Source organism: Bacillus sp. FSL M8-0077 (assembly GCF_038050255.1).
In the GTDB taxonomy this organism is placed as follows: domain Bacteria; phylum Bacillota; class Bacilli; order Bacillales; family Bacillaceae; genus Bacillus; species Bacillus altitudinis.
This window is the reverse complement of record NZ_JBBPAF010000001.1, coordinates 3,758,802-3,784,421: the sequence shown is the minus strand read 5'-3', so window position 1 is coordinate 3,784,421 and position 25,620 is coordinate 3,758,802. Positions and strand designations below refer to the sequence as shown.

Annotated in this window: 21 protein-coding genes and 1 pseudogene; 17 read left to right on the top strand and 5 right to left on the bottom strand. The window is 42.5% G+C overall.

Annotated features, from left to right (window positions below):
- Window positions 1–8: 8 nt before the first annotated feature.
- From NST57_RS19570 to NST57_RS19550, 5 genes are all read left to right on the top strand, one after another.
- On the top strand, window positions 9–944 hold the full coding sequence (locus NST57_RS19570) for a nucleoside hydrolase (protein WP_341299122.1): 936 nt from the start codon (window positions 9–11) through the stop codon (window positions 942–944).
- Between the two features lie 92 nt (window positions 945–1,036).
- Entirely contained in the window at window positions 1,037–1,894 is an 858-nt protein-coding gene (locus NST57_RS19565) for a MurR/RpiR family transcriptional regulator (RefSeq protein WP_341299121.1), read from the top strand.
- Window positions 1,895–2,079: 185 nt separating this feature from the next.
- A complete protein-coding gene (gene gntK / locus NST57_RS19560) occupies window positions 2,080–3,624 on the top strand; it encodes a gluconokinase (protein WP_341299120.1) in 1,545 nt (514 codons plus the stop codon).
- A 24-nt stretch (window positions 3,625–3,648) separates the two neighbouring features.
- Window positions 3,649–4,977: a GntP family permease gene (locus tag NST57_RS19555; protein WP_048002495.1), complete on the top strand. Its 1,329-nt coding sequence runs from the start codon at window positions 3,649–3,651 to the stop codon at window positions 4,975–4,977.
- A 109-nt stretch (window positions 4,978–5,086) separates the two neighbouring features.
- Complete coding sequence (locus NST57_RS19550; RefSeq protein ID WP_445818830.1) at window positions 5,087–6,187, top strand: DNA alkylation repair protein; 1,101 nt, start codon at window positions 5,087–5,089, stop codon at window positions 6,185–6,187.
- Window positions 6,188–6,208: 21 nt separating this feature from the next.
- Here NST57_RS19550 and NST57_RS19545 read toward each other — a convergent pair whose 3' ends face one another.
- A complete protein-coding gene (locus NST57_RS19545; protein WP_142153291.1) occupies window positions 6,209–7,546 on the bottom strand; it encodes an amino acid permease in 1,338 nt (445 codons plus the stop codon).
- A gap of 519 nt (window positions 7,547–8,065) precedes the next feature.
- Between NST57_RS19545 and NST57_RS19540 the strand changes: the two are divergent.
- Window positions 8,066–9,379 (top strand): annotated as a pseudogene (locus NST57_RS19540) (methyl-accepting chemotaxis protein); the annotation flags it as partial.
- 43 nt (window positions 9,380–9,422) lie between these two features.
- Here the strand turns inward: NST57_RS19540 and NST57_RS19535 are convergent.
- Both NST57_RS19535 and NST57_RS19530 read right to left on the bottom strand, forming a co-directional pair.
- Complete coding sequence (locus NST57_RS19535; protein ID WP_341299117.1) at window positions 9,423–10,406, bottom strand: Gfo/Idh/MocA family protein; 984 nt, start codon at window positions 10,404–10,406, stop codon at window positions 9,423–9,425.
- 145 nt (window positions 10,407–10,551) lie between these two features.
- Window positions 10,552–10,911 (bottom strand): MerR family transcriptional regulator, encoded by a 360-nt coding sequence (locus tag NST57_RS19530; RefSeq protein WP_142153283.1) that lies wholly within the window; start codon window positions 10,909–10,911, stop codon window positions 10,552–10,554.
- A gap of 311 nt (window positions 10,912–11,222) precedes the next feature.
- On the opposite strand from NST57_RS19530, the gene yidA reads away from it, so the two are divergent.
- Window positions 11,223–12,035, top strand: a complete 813-nt coding sequence (yidA, locus tag NST57_RS19525; protein WP_341299116.1) for a sugar-phosphatase — start codon at window positions 11,223–11,225, stop codon at window positions 12,033–12,035.
- Window positions 12,036–12,072: 37 nt separating this feature from the next.
- Here the strand turns inward: yidA and NST57_RS19520 are convergent, their stop codons facing one another.
- Complete coding sequence (locus NST57_RS19520) at window positions 12,073–13,080, bottom strand: helix-turn-helix transcriptional regulator (RefSeq protein ID WP_341299115.1); 1,008 nt, start codon at window positions 13,078–13,080, stop codon at window positions 12,073–12,075.
- A gap of 125 nt (window positions 13,081–13,205) precedes the next feature.
- Between NST57_RS19520 and NST57_RS19515 the strand changes: the two genes are divergently transcribed.
- From NST57_RS19515 to NST57_RS19505, 3 genes are all read left to right on the top strand, one after another.
- Complete coding sequence (locus NST57_RS19515; protein WP_341299114.1) at window positions 13,206–13,913, top strand: class I SAM-dependent methyltransferase; 708 nt, start codon at window positions 13,206–13,208, stop codon at window positions 13,911–13,913.
- The gene (locus NST57_RS19510; protein ID WP_341299113.1) at window positions 13,910–15,004 is read left to right on the top strand and encodes a saccharopine dehydrogenase family protein; all 1,095 of its coding nucleotides are present in this window, start codon (window positions 13,910–13,912) and stop codon (window positions 15,002–15,004) included. The genes NST57_RS19515 and NST57_RS19510 overlap by 4 nt, the downstream gene beginning before the upstream one ends.
- 203 nt (window positions 15,005–15,207) lie before the next feature.
- Complete coding sequence (locus NST57_RS19505; protein WP_341299112.1) at window positions 15,208–16,479, top strand: MFS transporter; 1,272 nt, start codon at window positions 15,208–15,210, stop codon at window positions 16,477–16,479.
- 120 nt (window positions 16,480–16,599) lie between these two features.
- Here the strand turns inward: NST57_RS19505 and NST57_RS19500 are convergent, their stop codons facing one another.
- Window positions 16,600–18,420 (bottom strand): acyltransferase family protein, encoded by a 1,821-nt coding sequence (locus NST57_RS19500; RefSeq protein ID WP_341299111.1) that lies wholly within the window; start codon window positions 18,418–18,420, stop codon window positions 16,600–16,602.
- Between the two features lie 239 nt (window positions 18,421–18,659).
- On the opposite strand from NST57_RS19500, the gene NST57_RS19495 reads away from it, so the two are divergent.
- The 7 genes from NST57_RS19495 (at window position 18,660) to NST57_RS19465 (ending at window position 25,614) form a co-directional block, all read left to right on the top strand.
- Complete coding sequence (locus NST57_RS19495) at window positions 18,660–19,535, top strand: aldose 1-epimerase family protein (protein ID WP_341299110.1); 876 nt, start codon at window positions 18,660–18,662, stop codon at window positions 19,533–19,535.
- A 60-nt stretch (window positions 19,536–19,595) separates the two neighbouring features.
- Window positions 19,596–20,540: a sugar-binding transcriptional regulator gene (locus NST57_RS19490; RefSeq protein ID WP_341299109.1), complete on the top strand. Its 945-nt coding sequence runs from the start codon at window positions 19,596–19,598 to the stop codon at window positions 20,538–20,540.
- An 84-nt stretch (window positions 20,541–20,624) separates the two neighbouring features.
- Window positions 20,625–21,296 carry a deoxyribose-phosphate aldolase gene (gene deoC, locus NST57_RS19485; RefSeq protein ID WP_142153267.1) on the top strand — a complete coding sequence of 224 codons (672 nt, stop codon included), beginning with the start codon at window positions 20,625–20,627 and terminating at the stop codon, window positions 21,294–21,296.
- A gap of 167 nt (window positions 21,297–21,463) precedes the next feature.
- Window positions 21,464–22,645 (top strand): NupC/NupG family nucleoside CNT transporter, encoded by a 1,182-nt coding sequence (locus NST57_RS19480; protein WP_017358632.1) that lies wholly within the window; start codon window positions 21,464–21,466, stop codon window positions 22,643–22,645.
- Window positions 22,646–22,669: 24 nt separating this feature from the next.
- Window positions 22,670–23,971: a pyrimidine-nucleoside phosphorylase gene (locus NST57_RS19475; protein WP_035702607.1), complete on the top strand. Its 1,302-nt coding sequence runs from the start codon at window positions 22,670–22,672 to the stop codon at window positions 23,969–23,971.
- 547 nt (window positions 23,972–24,518) lie between these two features.
- Window positions 24,519–24,962: a MarR family transcriptional regulator gene (locus NST57_RS19470; RefSeq protein ID WP_142156130.1), complete on the top strand. Its 444-nt coding sequence runs from the start codon at window positions 24,519–24,521 to the stop codon at window positions 24,960–24,962.
- A gap of 13 nt (window positions 24,963–24,975) precedes the next feature.
- Complete coding sequence (locus tag NST57_RS19465; RefSeq protein ID WP_341299108.1) at window positions 24,976–25,614, top strand: nitroreductase family protein; 639 nt, start codon at window positions 24,976–24,978, stop codon at window positions 25,612–25,614.
- Window positions 25,615–25,620 lie beyond the last annotated feature (6 nt).

Below are 25,620 nucleotides of genomic sequence, written 5' to 3'. Positions count from 1 at the left end.
TTTCAAACATGGCAAATAAAAAGAAATTGATCTTGGATGTAGACACTGGAATTGATGATGCGATTGGTATTTTGCTTGCAGTGAAAAGTAAGCGGTTTGATATGTTGGGGATCACAACGGTGTGCGGGAATGTGTCTGTTGAAGCGGCGACGTTGAATACGTGTAAAGTGCTTGAGCTGGTTGAGGCAGAGGAAATCCCTGTCATCAAAGGTGCAGTAACGCCTCTTTTGAGAGCCCCTCATTATGAACATCGGGTGCATGGGGAGGATGGAATTGGCGGCGCTTTAAAGGACGCCCGGCCTAAGAAGACCGCAGATGAAGGTTTTGCGCCTGATTTTATCATTGACCAAGTGCTGAAGTATTCGAAGCAGGTTACGCTCGTGTTGACAGGGCCTTTAACGAATTTAGCCCTTGCGGTAAAAAAATGCCCTGAGCTGGTTCATCACGTGAAAGAAGTCATTTTTATGGGGGGTGTCGTGCAGGGACAGGGAAATGTCACACCGGTTGCGGAATTTAATACATATGCAGATCCAGAAGCGGCGAAATTGGTGCTGGAGGCTGGATTCACTTCATTGACTCAAGTAGGGCTGGATGTCACGAGACAGGTCTTGTTAACGGATGAGAGAATTAATGCCATTCAAAATGAAACGTTAGCCAATTATATCAGAGAGAGCACAAGCATTTACCGCCAGCGCTATTTTGAGCGGAATGGGGTGTGGGCATGTGCTATGCATGATCCGCTTGCTGTAAGTCTTGCAATTGATAAACAACTTGTGAATACACAGGCGTTTCATGTAGAAGTGGAGACGAAGAGTGAGTTCTGCGATGGTCAAATGATATGTGATTTTCAGCATCAATGGGGAAAAGATCGCAATCTTCAAGTGTGTATGGATGTAGATGCTGAAGGGTTTTTTGATTTAATGATCAAAGTCTTGAATTCTTAAAAAAGAAGTCTGTCCAAACAGGCTTCTTTTTTATAAGATGGGAACATGAGGAAATGTATGCGCTCCCATGAATAAGGAAGGAGTGAAGTCAATTGGCTTCTGTCAGTTTAAGTAGTATAGATAAGATAAGGGCAGCAAGCAGAGGATTGCCGCCAAAATTGAAAGCAATTGCTGAGCACATTACGAGTGAGCCCCACGACATCATCCATTTGTCGATTGTCGAACTTGCCAAAAAGACAGCGAGCTCAGAGGCAACGATTTTTCGTCTTTGTAAAAGGCTTGGATTTGAGGGGTATCAAGATTTGAAGATTGCTATTGCCCAGGAAATAGACCAAACGAAGCCTGATTATGTAGATGAAGAGATGAGTCTTGACGATGATACTGCCGTTTTTATGCAAAAGGTATTTCAGGCAAACATCACTGCATTAAAGGATAGTTTTCAATTGTTGAATCCAGAAGATGTAGAAAAAGCCGTACAATTAATCCATGAAGCAGAGCGCTTAGAGTTTTATGGCAGCGGTGGGTCTGGCCTCATCGCCAAAGATGCTTTTCACAAATTTATGAGAACAGGCATCAACTGTATTGTTCATACAGATTCTCACTTTCAAGCGATGTCGGCAGGTCTGCTTGATCAAAAGAGCACAGTGCTTGGTATATCTCATTCTGGTCGAAATAAGGATTTACTGGATGCGATGAAAACAGCCAAGGAGAAAGGAGCGAAAACCATTGGCATTACAAGCTATCAGCGTTCTCCATTGAGTCAGCTTGCAGATGTCACGCTGTATACATCAACGCAAGAAACGGCTTTCCGAACGGAAGCGATGTCTGCTAGGCTTGCCCAGCTTACTGTGATTGATGTGCTATATTTTGCGCTTGCACATTTAAGGCAGCAGGAAACATTAACAAACTTAAAGCAAATGAGAGAAACGATTTCTCAAAAAAGGGTGTAATGGTTTCAAAAATAAATTTTTCTGTTAGTGAAAAATGCTGTTGTGGTAACGATTCTGAGGTTTTCAGTGAAAATTATTTTCTTTTTGATCGTTGAATGTCGAAAAAAATATTCCTATAATGGGATTTATCAGGTACACCGGCACCACGACACTTTATTTCAAATCAATGATTGGGCGTGATACAGATGAAGGGAAACCAGGCGGTAATTGGTTTGGATATTGGAACAACAAGTACAAAGGCGGTTCTATTTGGACCACAGGGGAAAGTCATATCAAAGCATTCTGTTCCTTATGATCTCATTCACCCCCAGCCAGCATGGGTTGAGCAGGACCCTGAACATATTTTAGATGCTGTGATTGCGAGTGTAAGAGGCGCATTGACGAAAGCAGCATTTGATGCAAAAAAACTCATAGGTGTGGGAATTAGTACGGCGATGCATTCCTTAATCGTCATGGATGAGAATGGAAAAGCATTAACAAACAGTATCATTTGGGCTGATAACAGAAGTGCAGAACAAGCGAAACGAATCATAACGGACTTAGATGGCTTTCAAATTTATAAAAGAACCGGAACACCGATCCATCCAATGTCACCGCTTTCAAAAATACGATGGATCAAGGAAATGACACCTGACGTCTTCAATCAGGCAGCAAAATTCATTTCCATCAAAGAGTATGTTCTTTATCATTTCTTCGGTCAGTATGTGGTCGATTATTCAATTGCATCAGCAACAGGACTGTTCCGATTGGAAACGCTTCAATGGGACGAGGAGGCCCTACGTATTGCAGGAATTCAGGTGAATCAGCTGTCTGAACTTGTTCCAACGACGCATCAGCTGCGTGGGCTTCAGCCAGAAATTGCGCTGCGAATGGGCATTGAAGAAGATACACCATTTGTTGTGGGTGCAAATGACGGTGTCCTAGCGAATCTTGGTGTTGGTGCGATTGGCAAAGGTGAGGTAGCAGTCACGATTGGGACAAGTGGTGCAGTACGTACAGTCGTAGATCAGCCGATTACAGATGAGCAATCAAGAACATTTTGCTATGCATTGACGGACAAGCACTGGGTAGTCGGAGGACCGACCAATAACGGCGGGATTATGCTGAGATGGCTGAAGGATGAATTTGGGTCGTCAGAGGTGGAGGTAGCGAAGCGTCTAGGTGTAGACCCTTACGATCTGATGATTGATATTGCAGAGAAGGTTCCAGCTGGCTCAGAAGGACTGCTGTTTCTACCATTTTTAACAGGTGAGCGTGCACCTTATTGGAATCCAAACGCAAGAGGCACGTTCTTCGGGATTGGTCTTCAGCATAAGCGCGAGCACTTTATTAGAGCCGTGTTAGAAGGCGTCATTATGAGTGTTTTCTCGATCGGTGTGGCACTAAGAGATTTAACAGGTCCAGCGAAGGATGTCCGGGCTTCTGGTGGATTTGCGAGATCCCCGCTATGGAGGCAGATTTTGGCGGATACGATGGGCAGAGAAGTGCTCGTTCCAGAAAGCTACGAGGCTTCCGCACTTGGGGCGGCTGTCCTTGCACTTCATAGTTTAGGTCATATGGAAGAGATAGAAGAAGTACAGGAATGGATTCGTATTTCTGCTCGCCATGAACCAAATATGGAGAACAACGAAACATACATAGAGCTATTTTATTTATATGAGCGTCTCTATGACAAACTGAAGGATGAATTTGATGTCATTAGTGCGTTGCAATTAAAACAAAATCGTTAAACATCGGGGAAAAGGTGGGAGAACATGCTTTTATTCATTGTGATTGCGGCGATTGTCCTTTTACTCATTCTCATTACAGTCGCTAAGTTGAATCCGTTTGTGAGTTTGATTATTACCTCTATGCTAGTAGGTTTTGCTACAGGAATGGATTTACAGGAAATCATTCAATCGATTAAAACGGGATTAGGGAACACGTTATCGTTACTGGCGATTGTGCTAGCGCTTGGGACCATGCTTGGGAAAATGATGGCTGAGTCAGGGGGCGCTGAGCGGATCGCTCAAACACTCATCAGTCGTTTTGGGACGAAGAATGTGCATTGGGCGATGATGTTTGTAGCCTTTATCGTGGGGATACCTGTCTTTTTCCAGGTCGGATTTGTTCTTCTCATTCCCTTACTCTTTACCATTGCGATTGAAACGGGCATTTCGCTCGTGACGATTGGGATTTCATTAATCGCAGGCTTGTCTGTTGTGCATGGGCTAGTTCCGCCTCATCCAGCTGCAATGGCAGCAGTAGGCATCTATCATGCCAACGTGGGGAAAACGATTTTCTTTTCAATCATCGTCGGTTTGCCAACAGCTATTATTGCTGGACCGTTGTATGGTAAGTGGATTGGAAAACGAATACATAAACCAGTTCCAGAGATGCTCAGAAAGCAATTCACGGAACGACATGCTGATCGGAAGCTTCCTGGTTTTGCGAATACGATGTTTACCATTTTGGTGCCGGTCATCCTTATGCTGCTTGCCACGTTGGCGGACATTATTTTGCCAGAGGATAGTATGTGGTATCAGATGTTTAAGTACATCGGAGATCCCATAACAGCTTTATTGATTGCGACCGTGTATTCTTTCTTTAGTCTTGGCTTTATACAAGGGATGAGCCGTGACCGAGTGCTGTCATTTAGTAACGAATGTTTGGGACCGATCGCTTCCATTCTGCTTGTGATTGGTGCAGGCGGAGCGTTCAATAATGTATTGATCGATTCAGGCGTTGGGGATTATATTGCTGATTTAGCCAAACACTCCCCAATCTCACCGATTTTACTTAGCTGGCTGATTGCTGCGGTTATTCGTGTGGCAACAGGATCTGCTACAGTATCCATGATGACAGCGGCCGGAATTGTAGCCCCAATCGCTGCATCCATGCCGGATGTGAGCAGAGAGCTGCTTGTTTTAGCAACAGGAGCGGGTTCACTGATTTTGTCTCATGTCAATGACTCTGGTTTTTGGCTGATCAAAGAGTATTTTGGTATGACCATTAAAGAGACATTCTTGACATGGACGGCTATGGAGACCATCATTTCCGTTAGCGCCATTGCATTTATTATGATCATTAATATGTTTATATAACGGCACAACAGCTCAATTCTTCGGAATTGGGCTGTTTTTGGCTTGTTGTTATGCCGCTTTTGACAATTTAGGATAAAATAATGATATTGAGCTATGGGAGGCGGACATGATCGAACCTTTAAAACATGTATATAATGAACCATTTATTCAAAATTTAGCAGAAAAACTTGCGCAAGTGTCAACTGTATTTGATGCTGATCACTTTCAGCAGCTCGTGTTTCAAGAGGATTGGGAGCAGCTGGAGTTGAAAGGACGAATGAGAAGAGTGACTGAATCGATGCATGCCTGTCTGCCTGAGGATTATGAGAAGGCAATCGATGTACTGCGTCAGACAGCACCGCATTTTACAGGGCTCAGTGCGCTCGTATTTCCAGACTATGTCGAGACATATGGTGTTGACCATTGGGATATCTCGATCAAAGCACTTGAATACTTTACACCGTTTTCCACTGCTGAATTTGCCGTTCGACCTTTTCTCATTCGAGATCAAGAGAAAATGCTGGCGCAGATGCTTGTGTGGTCACAGGATCAAAATGAACATATTCGCCGTCTCGCTAGTGAAGGATGCAGGCCTCGTTTGCCGTGGGGATTATCCGTCCCTGCGCTGAAAAAGGACCCTTCTGTCACGCTGCCCATTTTGGAAAACTTGAAGTCAGATTCGGCCAAGTATGTGCAAAAAAGTGTAGCGAATCATTTAAATGATATTTCTGCAATTCAGCCCGATCTCATGAAGCAAATGGTCAAAAGCTGGTATGGAACCAATGAACATACAAACTGGATTGTCAAACATGCATCCCGTACGTTATTGAAAAAAGGCGATCCAGATATCATGGCTTTATTTGGCTATGGAGATGATCCTTCTATCCAAGTAACGGATTTGAAGGTTACGCAGGACCCCATTTGTATTGGAGAGAAACTGACCTTTCATTTTATTCTTCAGGCTGATAAGCCATTAAAGCTGCGCGTAGAGTATGCCATTGATTACGTGAAAGCTCGTGGTACACGCAATCAAAAGGTATTTAAAATCACAGAATTTGAAACAGGATCAACGCTCCATAGAGAGTTCGTAAGGTCACAGTCGTTTCAAAATATGACAACGAGAAAGCACTATGAAGGCATTCATACATTAACCATCATCATCAACGGCATCCCAAAAGCGTCTGTTGATTTTGAAGTCACAGCAGCTGCTCATGAAAAAACCCGCCACTGAGGCGGGTTTTTGCTTGCGTTTCTAAGCTTTCTTTTTCATTAAAAATGAAGCAATGATGGCTGCTGTTAAGAAACCGATGCTGATAATCGAGCTAGGTAAGTTCTCTGGTCTGAATAGGAACAGAACAAAACTGACACTGAGTACAAGACCAGCAAATAAAGTGAAATACGGAAATAACCAAACTTTGAAATACGGCTCCTGCGGATATCTTGGACGCAGTTTCAAATGTGCCAGACAGATGCTGATCCAAATAAGAGAAACCGCAAAACCAGGGATAGCCAGCATATAGCTGAAAATTTGATCTGGGTACAAGTAAGCAAAGAATGTTCCGATTAATAGAAACAGAACGGTCACCCATAAACTTAAAATAGGTACACCTCTTTTGTTGACCTGTGCCAGCTTTTTTGGACCGCCGTCTGATTTAGATAGAGAATGAATCATTCTCGTCGTGCCGTAAATACCAGAGTTGGCGGCAGATAGAACGGCTGTAATCAAGACGAAATTAATGAAGTGAGAGGCACCCTGCATGCCAGCTGCTGAAAAGACTTGGACAAAAGGACTGTTATTCGGATCGATTTGATTCCAAGGAATGAGTCCGCAAATAATCAAAATCGGCAGTGTGTAAAACAAGATGATGCGCCACATCATACTTTTGACAACACCAGGTAAAACCTTTTCTGCATCCTTTGTTTCTGTAATGGTCAGCCCGATCAATTCAGAGCCTCCATACGAGAAGATCACCACTAATAATGAGGCAAAGACAGCACCCCATCCGTTCGGGACAAAGTTTTGGTAATTGGTGAGAACAGGCGTGCTTTGTTCGCTCGGAATGATTCCAAATAATAATGCGGCACCGAGAATAATAAACACAATAATAACGAAAATCTTCATTCCAGCGAACCAAAACTCAATTTCACCAAAGTATTTTACATTATTTAAATTAATTCCGATGACTAAAAGCGAGCAAAGTAAACATAAGGACCATAAAGGTACGTTTGGCATCCAATATTGAAGTAAACTCCCCGCTGCAATGATTTCAATGACACATACAGTGAGCCACATAAAACAGTAAACCCATCCGACAACAAATGAAAAACGTTGACCAAGCGCAATCTGTATGAGGTCGCGAAGGTTATTCCCCGGATAGACGATGGCCATTTCAGCTAAAGCCGCCATGACAATGAGAAGAAGCAATCCAGCAAATACATAGGAAAAGATGACTCCAGGACCTGCTAAGCCGATTGTATCGGCACTTCCTTTAAAGATTCCTGTACCAATGACCCCGCCCATCGCAATCATGCGAATATGACGCGGCGATAAAAGCTTTTTTAATTCGTGTTGTTCCTGATTCGCGCTCATGACGTTCTCCTTTTTTAAAATGCTTATGTTCCATTTTCTTTTTTCGAGCGGTCAGTGTCAATATAAAAAAAGAGATTTTTCAGACAAAATAGGTGGTTGATTCTATCAAATGAGCCGTTTTCTTCCATAAATCCTTTCCATGACCCATCCCCAAAATCTGAAACTTCGTGAAAAAATGAACATTTGCCTTCATTCTGACATAAACAATTTTCAGTTTTTGTCGATATATCTTTTGTATGACTAAAGTCCTAATAAAGAATTATTTGTAACTGTAAAATATTTCAAAAAAATATGGAAGAATGAAAGGAGTTATTGAAGATGTTTATGAGAAAAGCAAGTGATTCATCGTCGGGAGCCCTTCTAAGTGAAACCAGTCAATTAGTTGAACGAATTGAGAAGGGGGATTTTTCAGCCAGAATTGATACTGCTGCATTCTCTTCTAGTCAAACAATAGAAGCTGTGGCTCAAATAAATGAAGCGTTGCAAAAGATGCAAGATGCGCAAGAAGATATTCATATGCGTATGAATTTAGTGACAAAAGCGATTCAAGTTGGTTTATGGGATATGACGGTTGTAGCAGGAGATCCTGTGAATCCAAAAAACGAATTCACATGGACAGATGATTTCCGCAAAATGCTAGGTTTTCAAAATGAAAACGATTTTCCGAATGTCTTAGACAGCTGGGCATCTCGAATTCATCCAGATGAGCAGGAATACACCTTAAATGCATTCTCTACGCATTTATTGGATCATTCTGGCCGTACACCGTATGATATCGAATATCGTCTGAAGTTGAAAAATGGCGAGTATCGCTGGTTCAAAGCAACTGGAACGACGATTCGAGATCGAAATGGGGTACCTCTTCGTGTGGCAGGGGCTCTTTTTGATATTCATGATCAGAAAATGAAAGAAGAAGAGCTGCAAGCATTCGTGACAAGATATGACTTGATCAACCGTGCGCTTGTGGAAGCTCCTTGGGATATGGTTGTAGAGGCTGGTGATTCTGTCAATCCAAACAATGAATTCTGGTGGTCTCCACAGTTTAGAAAAACGCTTGGTTTTACAGATGAAAAAGATTTCCCGAACGTGTTGAGTAGCTGGAGTGATCGTTTGCATCCTGAAGATAAAGAATCGGCTCTCCAAGCCTTTTCGGATCACTTAAATGACCACTCTGGGCGCACGCCATTTGACATTGATTATAGATTGCAGAGTAAAAATGGCGAGTACCGCTGGTATCATGCGGGCGGTGAAACCATTCGTGATGAGAAGGGTGTTCCTTTACGTGTTGCAGGAACGATTCGTGATATTACGTTAGAAAAAAATAAAGAAAAAACAGCCCATGAAATGGCTTCCCAAGTAGAACAGCTTTCAAGTTCAATTAGTGAGATGGTATCTGGCATCAGTTCTGTGACAAACCAAGCACAGGAGCTTGCTGTCGCTCAAGAGCAGTCAACATCTGCTGCTCATCTGGCGAAAAACAGTGCAGATGAGACGAAGAATATTTCAGACTTGATCAAAGAAGTGGCAAACCAAACGAATCTGCTCGGTTTGAATGCCGCAATTGAAGCAGCAAGAGCAGGCGAGCAGGGACGCGGTTTCTCAGTTGTTGCCGATGAAGTGCGTAAGCTAGCGCTTCATAGTGCCAATGCGACAGAAAATATCGAATCTAGTTTAACTGAAATGAAAACACAAATCGATCAAATTCTTGAAAATATCTCCAATATGACAGCTCTTACGCAGACACAGGCTGCTTTAACAGAGCAAGTGAACGCTTCAGTTGATGAAGTGAATCATATGTCTCAGCGTCTGGTGGCATATTCAAAGAGTATCTAATGTCAAAAAACCGCCTTTTCATTTCAGAAGGCGGTTTTTTTATTTAAGCATGATCCGCAGGGAAAACAATACCGGCATCTTTCCTAGCGGCTTCAAGAACCTTCATGACAGAAAGACTGTCATCAAGCCATTCATAACACTTTTCGTCGTTTCTGGTTTCAATGATATGCTGAAAGGCTTCCACTTCATAAAACAAGCGGTTTGAATTGGTTTGTGCATTGAGTGAAGTGACTTGGTCCCCTATATGCAGCAACACTTCCTCACAGCCATTCGCACCATTTTTCACATGCAGGAACCCTTTTTCCCCTTGAATCAAAGCGAAGTTCATACTGCTTGTATCTTTGCTGCCAACACTTGTGGCGATGAAATCATTGTAAGTAAAAGTTAAAACACCAGATGTGTCGATGCCGTTTGGATGGCGGTTGGCCTGGTAACGAATGTCTTTCGGTGAACCAAATAGATTCATAATGAAATGAACATTGTAAATGTTAATATCCATGAGGGCACCGCCAGAAAACTCTGGGTTAAAGACATTTGGCGTTTCCCCGGCGAGCAGTTGATTATATTTACTTGAATATTGACTATAGTTGCATTGAACGAGTTTGATTTTGCCTAATTGATAAAGGTGTTTTTTGATTAAATGATAGTTGGGCATATGAACAGTCGTAATGGCTTCAAATAGGAAGAGCTGCTTTTCCTTTGCGAGAGCGATTAAGGCTTCTAACTCTTTCACATTAGAGGTGAAAGGCTTTTCACAAATCACATGTTTTCCGTGTTTCAATGCAGCCGTCGCATGCTCGCTATGTAAACGATTTGGTGATGCGATATACACTACTTCTATGTGGGGATCTTCTAACATAGCGGTTAAATCGGTATAAGTCGTTTGCACCCCAAATTGATCTGCGAGCTTCTTTGCCGTTGCTTCCTTTCTTGAATAGACGGCGTGGCAAGAAGCACCTTCAAGCTGTTCAATCGCCTGCAGGAAACCTTCCACAATCACACCTGTTCCGATGGTTGCTATTCTCATTCTACTCATAACCCCTTTCAATACGATTGATGTCACGTCTAGCTGTCTCTAGTATACCTGATGTTTTCATAGAACGTGTACTTAACAGCTAGGCGCAGAGGGGTGCCAGTAAAAAATACCGGCACATCTTGGGCAGCCCTTACAATTAACTAATGTTAGCTAATGTTTGTTTCGTTAACAGTTGAATGGCCGCCTTCCTTTTTTTTAACTCTTGAATGGATTTTTGAATATCCTCTACTTTTTGTTCGAGCAGCTGTTCCGCTTCTGTTTTCGACTGTTTCTCGAATAGTGATGTGATAATTTCACGAATTTCTTTCAGTGAGAAATCTAGCTTTCTTGCTTCAGTGATAAAGGATAGCATGAGTACATATTTTTTATCATATAAACGATAGCCGTTATGTGCCCTATTAGGCTCGGGGAGCACACCCTCATTTTCATAAAAACGAATGGTTTCAATATGTACACCAGACATTTTTGACAATTTTCCTCTCGTTAATGTAATCATTCTCTGCACCTCCTTTCTTTGCTATCTATCATACAATTAGATTTGCTAGTTTCAAAATATTCTCTGATGAACATTTGTTTCTTTTTATATAGTTAAAAAGGGGGAACTGATCTATTCACAGCAGATTTCATAGAATACGTTATAATAGATTAGGAGAACGTGATTTTTTGTTACAGATAGGAACAAGTAGACAGCGTAAGAAAAAAACGATAGGCTAAAATAGGTACATAGTATGATGAATAGCATGTGATCATGTAGATGATCACTCAAAATAGTGACAGCACGTTTTGCTGAGAAAAGGGGAGCAGTGAATGTATAAATTAGTCGCAATTGATATGGATGGTACGTTATTAAATGATCAGCATATGGTGCCGGATGAGGTGTTTGAAGCGATTCAACAGGCGAAGGCAAAAGGCGTTAAAATTGTTTTATGTACAGGCCGGCCGATTGGCGGGGTGCACCGCTACTTAAAAGAGCTGCAGCTCGATCAAGAGGGGGATTATGTCATCGCCTATAACGGAGCGCTTGTACAAAACAGCCATACAAATGAAGTCGTATCAGAATTAACTTTATCCTATGATGATTTGACTTCTTTATATGAACTGAGCCGTCAGCTGGATACACCTATGCATTATTTCGATTCAGCTCATCTATACACACCAAATCGGGATATTAGTGAATACACGGTACTTGAATCGTATTTAACGAAATTGCCGCTTAAGTATTTACCTGTCGAAGAGGCAGACCCATCCATGAGACTTCCGAAAATGATGTATATTGATCAGCCGGAACGTTTGGAAAAGACGATACAAGCCATTCCATCTGAAGTAAAGGATCAGTACATGATGGTGAAAAGCACAGATTTCTTCCTAGAAATTCTTCATCCCGATGTGAGCAAAGGAAATGCTGTAAAGCTTCTAGCGCAAGAACTGGGGATTTCTCGTGAAGAAGTGATGGCGATTGGAGACAATGGGAACGATGTGTCGATGCTGGAATTTGCAGGATGTGGCGTTGCTATGGGAAATGCCATTGACGATGTCAAAGCAGTTGCAGATGTAGTGACAAAATCCAATAATGAAGCTGGAGTAGCACATGTTCTGCATGAGCGAGTCATCGGAAAATAAAGTAAGAGCGGTCTACCAATGAGGTAGCCGCTTTTTTTTATATGTGTGAGAAAAAGTAAACAAGCATACGTCTGCTGTTCAAATTTGTTTTTTCGAGCATCGCCTTTACATGATCATGCACAGTATGAGGCGAGATAAATAACGTACTGGCAATTTCCTTCGTGGATTGTCCTTTTATTAAGCAATCAAGGACGTTCATTTCTCTTTCTGTCAGCCGATATGTTTTCGCTATATAAGGAAGAATGTCACTTGTTTGAGCTCGTTTAATATGAATCATGACAGCCTCTTCCTGCCCAGCTGCCTGAGCTAATCGAAATGCTTGAAGAGAGAGAAAACGCCCTGTCGGCATTCTGGTGATGCTGACCGCTGTTTGGTCACCGCCGCCATATAAAAGCTTAGCACCTAATGCTCTAAACGGCCGGGGCATGACGGCACCGTCATGAATTTGCTCAAAGGTTTGGAAGGTGTGAAGCCAATGAAGTCCAGCTTCATTTCCATAAAGAAGATGGTAATCGTGTGAAAGAATGAGGAAGCCTTGGTGTTCCGCCGTTTCATCTTCTTCTGTTTCTCTTTTTTTAAAAAGTTCATCTCTCAGCTTGGCAGCGAGTGCTGGTGTTTGGCGACTAACCGCTTGTATGTCTTGTTCATGAAAAGGTTCCTTCTCCTTTTTCCGATAAAGGCTTGCGATTCCCCAGCATTCACCTTGAATCACAAGGGCTGCCCGCAATTCATCTGCCCATCCGTTAGGTAACAAAATGTGCTGGTATCGACCACTATTGGTGTATTCTCCGCTTTGGACGAGACTGGCAGCGTGGACAGGACCTTTCGCTAGATCTTCATGCTGGTGCACATCTTTTTTTAAATATTCATTTTGAAACAGCTCGTTATGTATGGCTTCAATCGGTTCATCTGTAAAAGAACCCGTCGAGAGGAGAGTAGCTGGATCAATGGTTGTGATACAGGCAGCATCAAAATCACAGATAGCAGCAAGTTCATCTCGAATGTTTTTTCTCAGCTGCTGAAAATGAGCGGCTGGATTGTTCACTTGATCTCCTCCTCAATATCCCCACTTTTAGGGATCGTTTTTTCTCATCTATCTTCTTACAATGAAGATAACATACCGTTAGTGTAAAAGAAACGAAGCAAAGCGGAAACTGGAGGAGAAGACATATGAGTGTAAATCAACATTGGCATGATCCTGTTGCTGAATCCTATGCAGCGACAATTGCACATAAAGTACCGGGCTATCATCTTTTGCATGAGCTGACAGTGGATAGAGTAGAAATCGAATTAATGGGAGCGGCTTCTTGCATTTTGACAGTCGGAGCAGGTGGGGGCGAAGAGATCATCAACATGCTTCAAAGAAATAAAGACTGGCATATCATAGGGGTTGATCCATCTCCAACCATGCTTGATATGGCCAAGCGCAGAGTGGCACAGCTTCATATGCAAGATCGCGTCACATGGTATGAGATGGCCTTAGACAAAGTGCCGGTTGAAAAGTCGTACGATGCAGCAGTAAGTTTGCTTGTCATTCATTTTGTAAAAGATCAGCTTCCCTTTTTACAGGAGATCGCCCGCCGGCTTCAGCCAGGGGCACCGCTCGTGCTGGCGTTTATTCAAGGAGATCCAGAAACGCCTGCATTTCAGCAGGAGCTTCATATGCTTTCTCTCTTCATGAAGCGTCAAGGCTTGGAAAAGGAAGTGTTTACGTCCTTCCGAGAAAGGCTGGGTGTCACAACATATCCCGTGTCTGAAGAAAAGATGACAGCACAATTAACCGAAGCAGGATTTCAAGACATCAGACCTTATTTTCAAGCTGGCATGATCAAAGGGATTGTTTGTAAAAGAGGCAATAGAAAGGCGGTTGGAAAATGAGGTCAAAAGTGATGGTGATAGGCGGCTATGGACATGTGGGGCAGCAAATATGTCTTCAATTAAGTGACGTGTATCCAGGGCAAGTCTTTGCGGCTGGCCGAAGTTATGAGAAGGCTGAACAATTTTCACGCCAAACGAATGGGCGTGTACGTCCATTTCAGATAGACGTAAGACAACCAGTGGATACGGACTGGATGGATGAAACGAAACTCGTGATCATGTGTCTTGATCAAGATGACACGTCATTTGCTGAAACATGCTTACGGTCAGGCATTGATTATCTAGATATTTCGGCAAAAGGAGCCTATATTGAGCAGCTGGCAAAGGTACAGCAACCATTGAACGCAACGGCTGTGTTGAGCGTAGGTCTTGCACCTGGTCTCACCAATTTGCTTGCAGCGAAGGCGGCATCTAATCTGACCTCTGTGGAGCAAATTGATATTAGTATCATGCTTGGGTTAGGCGACCAGCATGGAAAAGCAGCTATTGAATGGACGCTTGATCATGTGCATACGGATTATGAGCTGACGAAGAATCATCAGCGAAAGAAAGTCAAAAGTTTTACTGGAGGGAAACGCATTGATTTTGGCAAAACGCTTGGAAAGCGGCAAGCCTATCAGTTCCCTTTCTCTGACCAGCAAACATTGCCTTCGACGCTCCATGTGCCTTCTGTAACAACAAGGCTCTGTTTTGATTCTGGCGTAGCGACACGTGCATTTGCTCTCACAAGGAAACTCGGAATGACGTCCCTTCTCACGATGCCGAAAATCAAGGAACGAGCCGTTTCACTGATTCAATCTGCTCAAATGGGTACAGATCAATATGCAGTGAAAGTGGAAGCGGTAGGAATGAAGAGTAACGAAATTCATCAGGCAGCGCTTGGAATAAAAGGTCGCGATGAGTCTCAAGCAACGGCTCAAGTCGCAAGTGCTGCGGCACTGCATGTATTGAGCAGGCAGTTTCAGGCAGGTGTCTTTCATATCGAAGAATTATTTTCATTAGCGTATGAGAATGGTGATTTTGCGTTGGTGGATCAAAAAACGAAGGAAAAGCACGCATTAGCATTGAAAGCCAGCCTTTTAACGGCATAGAAGAAAACGACAAAGAATACGAGTCAGCTCAAAAGAGAAAGTCAGTCAGGTGGGCGCTTTATTCATGATATATTTAAAAACAAGGTGTCTATGATCCGAAAACAACAGCTTTCTCTCCATGTAAATGGCTGAGAGGTGAAAGAGATTTAAATCGAGGATTGTCGACTGAATTTGGAAAATAAATCTCAAGTGGGTGTTTACAAGTGCTAGATACAGAACAAGATGTAGTGAAGAGTTATATAGATTCGCCCCTAAAATTGAAAAAATTATATAAACGAGTATTATTCGTTGTCAGTCTATCGCAAATATTCGGAGGGGCTGGAATAGCCGCAGGAATTACGGTAGGCGCCCTTTTAGCGCAACAAATGCTTGGGACTGAAGCATATGCAGGAGTCCCAATCGCTTTATTTACTTTGGGGTCAGCTGGGTCAGCTTTCATTGTAGGAAAGCTTTCGCAACGTTATGGACGACGGATCGGTTTATCGACAGGTTTTGTTGCTGGAGGGCTCGGAGCAATTGGCGTTGTGATGGCAGCTATGATGAATAGTGTCTTTTTATTATTTGCATCGCTCTTCATTTACGGCGCAGGTACATCGACAAATTTACAAGCGCGTTATGCTGGGACGGACTTAGCGAATTCCAAACAGCGTGCAACTGCCATTAGTACGACAATGGTCATGACAACATTTGGAGCAGTAGCAGGTCCGAATTTAGTTGAAGTGATGGGGAAATTTGCAGTATCAATTGGTGTTCCAGCACTTGCTGGTCCCTTTATTTTATCAGCAGCAGCACTTATTGTAGCTGGTCTTGTCCTTTTTATTTTACTGCGTCCTGATCCGTTAGACATTGCCCGAAGAATAGCAGCTTACAAAGTAGAACATGGGCATGTAAATAAACCAGATGCTGCGGATAAAAAAACAGATAAAAAAGGGCTTACAGTAGGTGCCACGGTTATGATCTTAACTCAAATTGTCATGGTTGCACTCATGACCATGACACCGGTGCATATGCAGCATCATGGTCATGGATTAGCCGAAGTGGGCATTGTGATTGGTTTTCATATAGGGGCCATGTATCTTCCTTCACCTATCACGGGTGTACTTGTAGATAAACTAGGACGAACAGCTATGAGCATAGCGGCGGGCATCACATTGTTACTTGCTGGTTTATTAGCAGCATTCGCACCAAGTGATTCAATGATTCTATTAATCATTGCTCTGTCTTTACTTGGATTGGGATGGAACTTTGGTTTAATTAGTGGTACTGCTCAAATAGTGGATTCTACAGAACCATCAACCCGGGCAAAAACCCAAGGAACACTCGATGTTTTTGTTGCGTTAGCAGGTGCTTCTGGCGGTGCCCTTTCAGGAATGGTCGTTGCGAATGCGAGTTATGCTACATTATCTTTAAGTGGAGGAATCTTATCGTTAATTCTCATACCTGTCATCGTTTGGTCTTTTAAAAGTAAAGCATAATGCAGCTTCGTGCTCATCCATCACAAAAAAAGACATGCCTAGGAAAGTATGTCTTTTTTGGATTTTCCATCAAAATACGCAGAGCAATTGCACACATGTCTTCACAGGATGCTAGTCTTCTTATGATGAAGATGACACATCTCCTTTTTTCTTGATACTGGCTTTAATGAGCTGAGTCAATGTGTCAGAGCCTTTTGTGGAAAGATGAACACCATCTGGCTGAAAATAGGATGACTGTCCTGTTGCAGCTGAATGCCAATCGACTAAGCTCACATTGTGATGTTGATTGGCTACATTCTCGATGACTGCATTCACATCATTTTCCCAAGATCTTGGAACGCGAGTGTTCACAAGAAAAATATGTGCCTTCGAGAAATGTTGAATGAATGAGGTCAAAGTCCCCTCTGTAAAATAACCATTTGTGCCAAGCTCAATAATAACAGCGGTATCAGCCTTATTAAAAGAAGCATATTGAGGGGCGATGCGGATGGCCTCGTTCATTTGCCTTCCGATCCTTGCATCAATGGTGATTGGTTCATATGCCTTTTCTAAATTTGAGGCAATGTCTAACATGACGGAATCACCAATGGCAAGAACTTGGTGAAATTGTTTAGGATCCGCTTTTTTCTCATGTTTGTCTTTCTTTTTCTTCACTTTTGATTCTGTCTGACCCCCAGCCTTTTGGGGCGCTGTCTTAATTTGTGTTACTTCTTGCGCAAGCGGGGATGTATGAGACGAGCTAGACATGCCGATGGTAAATAAAATCAAAAGGACTGCGGCAATCCCAAGAAACACTTTGTTGGACATAGACCATTGCTTGATTCCTGTTTTCCAAATCGACCAAGAGGCAAAATATTGTCTAAACCCTAGTTTACGAATCGGCTGTTCGATCAAACGATAGGAAGCCTCTGATATGAGTAGAATTGCGATGAGCTGCAATGTGACACGTCCCATAGAAGGCTGTCCAATCTCAATGACCGGTGTGGTCAGTACGATAATTGGATAATGCCATAGGTAGATGCCGTAAGACCGCTTCCCGAGCCAAACGAGTGGTTGAAAAGACAACCATTTCCCAATCAGACTGGCAGGATGGCAGACACACGCAATTAAGATCGCTGCATTCAGACAGAATAAAAGCATACCGCCTTGGTAGAGAAAGCCGTCAAATTCGTCGACTGCATAAACACATAAGAGGAAAATGACCATCGAACCGAATCCGGCTATATGTAACATACGTCTGCCGACAGGAAGTAATTTTCTGCTGGAAAGTCTGTGCATAGGCCAGACAAATGCAAGACTGCACCCGATGAGGAGTGCAAACGCACGTGTGTCTGTTCCATAATAGATCCTGCTCGGGTCAGTATCCGGTGAATAGAGAATGGCCATCCATAAAGCAGATACAAGTGCCAGACCAAAGGTGATCATAGGAAGATGGGATCTATTTTTCACCCATTTCAGTCCAGCAATCAACAGTACCGGCCAAATGAGATAAAATTGCTCTTCAATCGCCAAAGACCATAAATTTTTTAGTGGAGATACAGCATTGAAGCTGTCAAAGTAAGAGAGCTGATGAAAAATATACCACCAGTTACTCACATAAAAAAAGGACGATAAGGCATCGCCACGAATGGACATTAATGCATTTGAACCAGCAATGGCGCACCAGCTGACGATTAAAAAAATCATGACGTAGGCAGCTGGAAGCAGCCTTCTGATGCGGCCCATCCAAAAAGGCAGAAGCTCTTGATAGCCCAAATCCTGCTTATGCAGCAAGATGGTTGTAATCAAGTAACCAGAAATCACAAAAAACAAATCAACGCCAAGAAACCCGCCGCTTGCGGGTTCAATATGTAAGTGATAAGCAATGACCGCCAATACGGCAACAGCTCTCAGCCCATCTAATCCTAATATGTAACGTAAACGGTTTTCCTTGCTGTTCATGAAAAAGAATCCCCCATCAATATCAAACGCGTCTTTTTTGTTGTCACTCCAAAAGAACAACGATTCTTTTATTTTATATAAGATTAGACGAATCAGCATTACATTTTGTTGGCGAATTTCTGTCTTTTTTAAAATTTTTTTATATGAAGAAACATTCTAAGGCTTGAGGAATTCTTATTTTTATACTCAAACCGAAAATCCCTGTCATAATAAAAGAAGAAGGAAAGGGGATGTGTTGAATGAGAACGATTGAAAATGATCTGTTATTGGTTCAAATCAATGAAAGAGGTGCCGAGGTGAGAGAGGTGCTTCATAAAGAAAGTGGACGTCAATATATGTGGTCTGGTGACCCTGCTTATTGGGGCAGAGTGTCTCCCGTCTTATTTCCGATTGTCGGACGGTTGAAGGATGATCAATACAAGATAGGCGATCAAATGTATCATCTCTCGCAGCATGGATTTTTGCGTGATGTTGATTTTGAACTATTTGAAGAAGCAAAAGATCAGGTGGTTTTTCAATATCAATCAAATGGCCGTCACACGTCACAATATCCGTATGAATTTACAGCGCGCATCAGTTATGCACTGTCGGAAAATGGACTAACGATTTCCTGGGAAATTGTTCATGAGGGAGATGACACGATGTATTTCTCGATTGGCGGGCATCCGGCATTTCATGTCCCGCTTGTTGAAGGTGAGCAGACAGCGGATTATTCACTTACATTGACACCTTCCACCGAACATGATCCAGTCCAATATGAACTTCATGATTCACTTGTGAGAGAGAAGGAGAAAGGTGTTGAGTTTGAGCCGATTCAACTTCGCCCAGAACTTTTTCAGAACGATGCAATGATCTTTAGTCATATTCATCAAGTATCATTGATTTCTCAAGCAGGTCACGGCATTGAGGTCGATCTCAGTGGTTTTCCGTTCGTTGGTATTTGGTCTCCATATGATCAAGAAAAGGGAACAATGGCTCCTTTTGTTTGTATTGAGCCTTGGTATGGGATCGCTGATATGGAAGGGACGAATGGGCAGTATAAGGAGAAATTCGGCATTCAAACTTTAGAGAAGCAAGAGACCTTTCACGCAACCTACACCATTTTCTTTAAATGAACATTTGTGCATGGTGAAGTGAACAATTTGTTATGATAGAGGAAAAAAGGAGGCGTACGAATGGATCGGGAGAAACAGCAATTAAGTATTGAAGCAGCAAGGCTCTATTACTTATCTGATTACAGTCAGCAGGAAATCGCCAAGCAGCTTGACCTGTCGAGGCCAACGGTGTCTCGTCTGCTTCAGTATGCGAAGGAAAAAGGGTACGTCCAAATTACAGTGATGGACCCATTTGAGGATTTAAATGAGCTGTCCTTATTGCTGAAAGAAAAATATGATCTGCTCGAGGCTCATGTGGTATTTTCACCAAAGGACGATTATCCAACGATTACTGATTACTTGAGCCGGTTTGGTGCAGATTATCTTCAAAATACGGTGAAAGACGGCGATATCGTTGGAGTGAGCTGGGGCACCACGATGTATCAAATTGCTCAAAAGATGCAACCTAAACAGGTAAAAGGGGTAGAAGTTGTTCAGCTGAAAGGTGGAATCAGCCATTCACATGTGAATACATATTCTGCGGAAACGATCCAGCTGTTTGCATCAGCTTTTCAAACGGCACCACGCTATTTGCCGCTGCCTGTTGTGTTCGATAGTGCCGCCGTTAAAGAGATGGTCGAACAGGACAGACATATCCAGCGCATTATTGAAATGGGCAAACAGGCAAATATCGCTGTGTTTACTGTTGGGACGGTAAGAGATGAGGCGCTTTTGTTTAGGCTCGGTTATTTCCGTGAAGAAGAAAAGGCACTGCTCAAGACATCCAGTGTCGGAGATATCTGTTCGCGTTTTTATGATCAAGAAGGACGCATTTGCAGTGAAGCGATTAACAATCGGACAATCGGTGTGGAGCTTGATGATTTGAGAAAAAAAGAGCGCTCCATTCTTGTCGCTGGTGGACATCGAAAGGTTGCCTCAATCCATGGGGCGCTGAGAGGAAAATATGCGAACGTATTGATGATCGATCAGCACACAGCAAGAGCTGTTTTAAATGTCACAAAATAGATGAACAAAATTTCATAAGTGTGTTTACAATTGTTCAATAGTCATTTAAGATGAAAGTATCATAATTAAAAGGAAGTGTGAATCATGACAATAGCAAAGCTCATTGATCATACAGCACTAAAACCAGATACATCTAAAGCTGCGATCATGCAGTTACTAGAAGAAGCAAAGACCTATCAATTTGCTTCCGTTTGTGTGAACCCAACTTGGGTATCTCTTGCGGCGAAAGAACTAGAAGGAACAGGCGTTGATGTATGTACAGTCATCGGTTTCCCGTTAGGTGCAAACACAACAGCAGTGAAAGCATTTGAAACAAAGGATGCCATTGAAAATGGTGCAACTGAAGTGGACATGGTCATCAATATTGCGGCATTGAAAGATGGCGAATATGAAGCAGTTGAACAAGATATTCGTGCCGTTGTAGACGCAGCAAAAGGCAAAGCCTTAGTGAAAGTCATCATTGAAACTTGTTTACTCACAGATGAAGAGAAAGTACAAGCTTGTGAACTTTCTGTAAAAGCTGGCGCTGATTTCGTCAAAACATCGACTGGATTTAGTACAGGCGGTGCAACAGCTGAGGACATCGCATTAATGCGTAAAACAGTTGGACCTGATATCGGTGTCAAAGCATCAGGCGGCGTAAGAACAAAAGAAGACGTAGAAGCGATGACAGCTGCAGGCGCAACCCGCATTGGTGCCAGTGCAGGCGTTTCCATTATTAAAGGGGATCAATCAGCTCCTACTAAAGACTATTAATTCATACGATCCTATGGTAGGATAACATTCATGACTCATTAGATGATGAAAAAGTCATATGCGGAAGGATCTCATTTCTGGGATTTTCTTCCGCAATTTGTTTGCGAAATAGGGTTTGTTCCATACAAGCACATTAATGTAAACGAATTCATTCAAGGAGGAAAAACATGAAATACGTCATTGGTATTATCGGTTTGCTGGTGATTCTCGCCATTGCATGGCTGGCAAGTAACGGGAAAAAGCGAGTGAAATTCCGTCCAGTCATTGTCATGATTGTACTGCAATTTATTTTAGGTTATATTCTGCTCAATACAGGTGTTGGGAACTTCCTAGTCGGGGGCTTTGCAAAAGGATTCCAAATGCTTCTAGGCTATGCTGGTGAAGGGATCAACTTCGTATTTGGCGGGTTAATGAATGATAATGCGTCAACTTTTTTCATCAATGTCTTGTTGCCGATCGTCTTCATTTCTGCCTTGATTGGTATCCTGCAGCATTGGCGTATCCTTCCGCTGATCGTACGCGGAATTGGGTATTTGCTTAGTAAAGTCAATGGAATGGGGAAACTAGAATCTTACAACGCCGTAGCGTCAGCGATTTTAGGTCAATCCGAAGTGTTCATTTCCATTAAGAAGCAACTTGGATTATTACCTCAACAGCGTCTTTATACATTGTGTGCATCTGCGATGTCGACTGTATCAATGTCCATTGTCGGTGCGTATATGCAAATGATTAAACCGGAGTACGTTGTTACAGCACTTGTGCTGAACCTATTTGGTGGATTTATTATTGCGTCTATCATCAATCCATATGAAGTGTCTAAAGACGAAGACATGCTTGAAGTCGTAGAAGAAGAAAGACAATCTTTCTTTGAAATGCTCGGCGAATACATTATGGATGGTTTCAAAGTAGCCATTGTTGTGGCTGCGATGTTGATTGGATTCGTTGCATTAATTGCGATGATTAATGGCATTTTCACAGCTGCCATCGGTGTTTCTTTCCAAGATGTACTTGGATATGTGTTTGCACCATTTGCTTTCCTTGTTGGTGTACCTTGGAGTGAAGCGGTACAAGCAGGAAGTATTATGGCGACCAAAATGGTATCTAACGAATTTGTAGCGATGCTTGCTCTATCTGGCGACGGTCTTCATTTCACTGCTCGTACAGAAGCGATCATTTCTGTATTCCTTGTGTCATTTGCGAACTTCTCGTCTATCGGTATCATTGCTGGAGCAGTGAAAGGCTTAAATGAAAAACAAGGAAACGTTGTCGCACGCTTTGGATTAAAGCTGTTATTCGGTGCAACACTCGTCAGCTTCTTAACAGCAGGCGTTGTCGGTTTGATTTACTAAACTAAAAAAGGAATGGTGAAAACAATGAGAATGGTAGATATCATTGCGAAAAAACGTGACGGAAAAGAATTATCTTCAGAGGAAATTTCTTTCTTTGTCAAAGGTTATACGGACGGAACAATTCCTGACTACCAAGCAAGTGCCTTGGCGATGGCGATTTTCTTCCAAGATATGACGGATCAAGAACGTGCAGATTTAACACTCGCTATGGCAAACTCAGGGGACACAATTGACCTGTCTGCTATCGACGGCATTAAAGTAGACAAGCATTCAACAGGCGGTGTAGGCGATACAACAACGCTTGTACTCGCTCCTCTTGTTGCAGCACTTGATGTACCTGTTGCAAAAATGTCTGGGCGTGGTCTTGGACATACGGGTGGAACTGTCGACAAGCTAGAGGCAGTCAAAGGCTTCCACGTTGAAATTACAAAAGACGAGTTCATCGAGCTGGTGAACCGTCATAAAGTAGCGGTCATTGGACAATCAGGCAACCTGACACCTGCTGATAAAAAACTGTATGCGCTTCGTGATGTAACAGGAACTGTTAACTCAATTCCGCTCATTGCAAGCTCTATTATGAGTAAGAAAATCGCTGCTGGCGCAGATGCCATTGTACTAGATGTAAAAACAGGCGCAGGTGCTTTCATGAAAACACCTGAAGATTCTGAGAAGCTTGCGAAAGCAATGGTTCGTATCGGAAATAATGTTGGCAGACAAACGATGGCTGTCATCTCAGACATGTCTCAGCCGCTAGGATTAGCGATTGGAAATTCCCTTGAAGTGAAAGAGGCGATTGACACGCTTAAAGGCGAAGGCCCTGAAGACTTAAACGAGCTTGTGCTCACATTAGGAAGTCAAATGGTCGTTCTTGCGAAAAAAGCAGAGACACTTGATGAAGCAAGAGAAAAGCTAATTGAAGTCATGAAAAACGGCAAAGCACTTGAGAAGTTCAAGGAATTTTTAGAAAACCAAGGTGGAGACGGCTCGATTGTAGATCAACCGGAAAAACTGCCGCAAGCACCTTATCAAATCGAAGTTCCGGCAAAAGAATCAGGTGTGATCGCTGAAATCGTCGCAGACGAAATCGGTGTTGCAGCGATGATTCTTGGAGCAGGACGCGCAACAAAAGAAGACGATATCGACCTATCTGTTGGTATTATGCTAAACAAAAAAGTAGGCGATCGTGTAGAAAAAGGTGAATCTCTCGTGACGCTGCATGCAAACCGTGAAGATGTTGCGAATGTCATGGAGAAAATTTATGACAACATCCGCATTGATGACCATGCCGATGCTCCGACTTTGATTCATACAGTGATTACAGAATAAAGTGAAAAAGACAAAAGTGAAGAATCGCTTTTGTCTTTTTTTATGTAAATTTTAGGTAGCGCTTCTTCTAGATATGATAAGTTAGATGAGTGGGAGGGGATAAACCATGAGAATGCTCAAACTCATTCTCTTTATTTTTGTTGTCTTGATGATCATTGGATTTATCAGCTACTATGTGGGACCAACAACAACACCAAGTTCTTAAGACGAGCAAAAGCTCGTCCCAGCGTGAAGACAAACCCTCGCATTCGGTGTCAGTCCTGCGCGCTGGTGCTCACGAATGTCAAATTCGCTCCGCTCCATTGCTCGTCCTTCCTAGACTGCAAAGGTTTTCTTTCACGCTGAAAAGAAGACAAAGGGCTAAAATAAATTACATTTTAGCCCTTTGTCTACGGTCTGAGACGAGCAAAAGCTCGTCTTTTTTAATTGAAATAAAAAATTTCACTTTATGAAACAAACCTCTTGCAATCATGAAATAATGGGTGTATATTAGTTGACGAGTCAATGATTGATATATCAACTAATTGATCTGAATAGAAAAGAGGGGATGGCATTGACTGCATTTTGCTCTGAAGAAGCAGAGGTATTATATCGTTTGCAGTGCGTGAACCGTATGATGGGTGTGAAGTTCGAAGCATGCACGGGCATCAGCCAATCAAGACTGGAGTTGCTATCACTGTTATTCCAAGCCGACGAAATCAGCCAATCCGATTTACAGAAAAAAGTAAATATTGATAGTGCGGCTGTGACGCGTCACTTAAAACAGTTAGAAACAAAAGGAATGGTCACGCGCAGAAGAAAGCCGGAAGATAATCGCGTCACGCTTGTTCGTCTGACAGATGAAGGCAGAACAAGAATCGAAGCTTCTAAAAAAGAAAAAGAACGATTTATCTCAGAAATGCTTGAAAACGTAAGTGATGAAGAACAAAAGCTTCTCACTGATGTGCTCATCCGTATACAACAAAACATCGAAAAGATTCAAACAACCTAAAGGAGTGTTACACATGGCTACAACATTAAAAACAAACGATTTTATGGATATTATGAAAGGGCGCCGCTCCATTCGTAACTATGATCCAGCAGTGAAAATTAGCAAAGAAGAAATGACGGAGATTTTAGAAGAGGCAACAACAGCACCATCATCAGTGAATGCACAGCCTTGGCGCTTCATGGTCATTGACAGCCCAGAAGGAAAAGAAAAGCTTGCACCACTCGCAAAATTCAACCAAACACAAGTAGCTACATCATCAGCTGTCATCGCTGTGTTTGCAGATATGAAAAACAATGAATACTTAGAAGAAATTTATTCAAAAGCAGTAGAAAATGGCTACATGCCGCAGGAAGTAAAAGAAAGACAAATTGCTGCATTAACTGCACATTTTGAAGCTCTTCCAGAGCAAGTGAATCGTGAAACGATCTTAATTGACGGTGGACTTGTGTCAATGCAGCTGATGCTTGCTGCTCGTGCGCATGGCTATGATACAAACCCAATTGGCGGATATGACAAAGAAGTCATCGCTGAAACATTCGGCTGGGATAAAGAGCGCTATGTACCAGTTATGCTTCTATCCATTGGGAAAGCGGCTGACGCAGGTTATGCATCTTACCGTTTACCGATCGACCGCATCACAGAGTGGAAATAATTTTTT